Source organism: Rhodopseudomonas sp. B29, assembly GCF_000333455.1.
GTDB lineage: Bacteria > Pseudomonadota > Alphaproteobacteria > Rhizobiales > Xanthobacteraceae > Rhodopseudomonas.
Map to the genome: position 1 here is coordinate 1 of NZ_BADD01000692.1, position 1,308 is coordinate 1,308.

2 protein-coding genes and 1 pseudogene are annotated in these 1,308 nt (G+C 64.3%); all 3 read right to left on the reverse strand.

What is annotated here, in order from left to right:
- On the reverse strand, nt 1–532 hold a 532-nt coding region (locus I5M_RS25030; protein ID WP_022723904.1), incomplete at its 3' end, for a MaoC family dehydratase N-terminal domain-containing protein.
- 189 nt (nt 533–721) lie between these two features.
- Nucleotides 722–1,111 carry a Zn-ribbon domain-containing OB-fold protein gene (locus I5M_RS25035; protein WP_022723905.1) on the reverse strand — a complete coding sequence of 130 codons (390 nt, stop codon included), beginning with the start codon at nt 1,109–1,111 and terminating at the stop codon, nt 722–724.
- Nucleotides 1,111–1,308: pseudogene (locus tag I5M_RS25040) on the reverse strand (thiolase domain-containing protein); the annotation flags it as partial. The gene I5M_RS25035 and the pseudogene I5M_RS25040, both read right to left, overlap by 1 nt.

Consider the following 1,308-nt stretch of genomic DNA (forward strand, 5'->3'; position numbering starts at 1 on the left):
GAGTCGAGATCTCAACGCTGCGATCCGGCGCACGGTCCGGCATCTTGTGCGGCTCGGGCTGCTGCAGCGCCGGGCCGCCGAAACCGCCGTCGCCGCGGGCGAACCGCGACGCCTGCAGCGTGGCCAGCGCATCGCCGTTCTGGTCGCGCAGCACGGTCTCGTTGGCGATGACCACGCCCTTGTCCTTGCCCTTGTCGTAGACCTCGATGACCCGCGAATCCGCGGTGATGTTCGCCGCCACCGGCATCGGGCGGTGGAATGTGATGTCGCGCTCGCCGTCGACAACCATGACCCGGTTGAGCTTCATCTCGCCCGGCCCGGCGCCCCACGCCGCCACCGAGGCGAAGGTCGGCACCACCTTCAACGGCCGCGCCGTATAGGTCGCCTCGTTGACGAAGGCGAGTTCGGTCTCGTCCACCGGATCGGCGCCCATGCCGATGCCGTAGGCATAGAGCAGCACGTCGCGGTCGGTGTAGCTGTATTTGGCGCCGATGGTGGTGAGGGCTTTGAGTTCGTCGTAACGGGCGGACATCGGTTTCTTCCCTGGCTTTTGTTGTGGTCCGATTAGTTCGCTTCTCTTCCCGTCATGGCCGGGCTTGTCCCGACCATCCACGTTCTTGTTGCGGCTTCGTCAGCAAGACGTGGATGCCCGGCACAAGGCCGGGCATGACGAGTAGAGAGGCACGCGCCAAATTCCATTGACCCGCCTCGCGGTAAAGACTCAGACGGGCGTAAAGAACGGCAGAGGTGCCCCGTCGGTCGGTTTGAATACCACCTTGACCTTGGTGCCGATCTTCAACTGGCCGAAATCGCAGTCGACGAAATTGGTCAGCAGCGACGGCCCCTCCTTCAGAGTGACGTAGCCGATGGCGTAAGGGCCGGTCGCCGATTTACGCATCAGGCTGAAACTGTAGATCTCGCCCTCGCCTTTGCTCTCTTCCCACACGGTCTGGTCGGAGAAGCAGAACGGGCACAGCGCGCGCGGGAAGTAGTGGGCTTCGCCGCATGCCTTGCAGCGCTTGAACAGCAGCTTGCCTTCGGTGGCCGCGTCCCAGAACGGCTTGGTCTCAGGATTGCCCTGCGGCGCCGGGTATTTCACGGGAGTATTCATCACACACGCTCCAGAATGCAGGTCGAGGCGGCGTGGCGAATGCCGAGCATACCGCCGGTGCCATGCGCCAACGCCAGATCGCAGTTCGGCACCTGGACCTTGGGATGCGCCTCGCCACGAAGCTGACGCACCGCCTCGAGCAGCTTGGTCATGCCGCCGCGATTGACCGGGTGGTTGCTGCACAGCCCCGCGCCGTC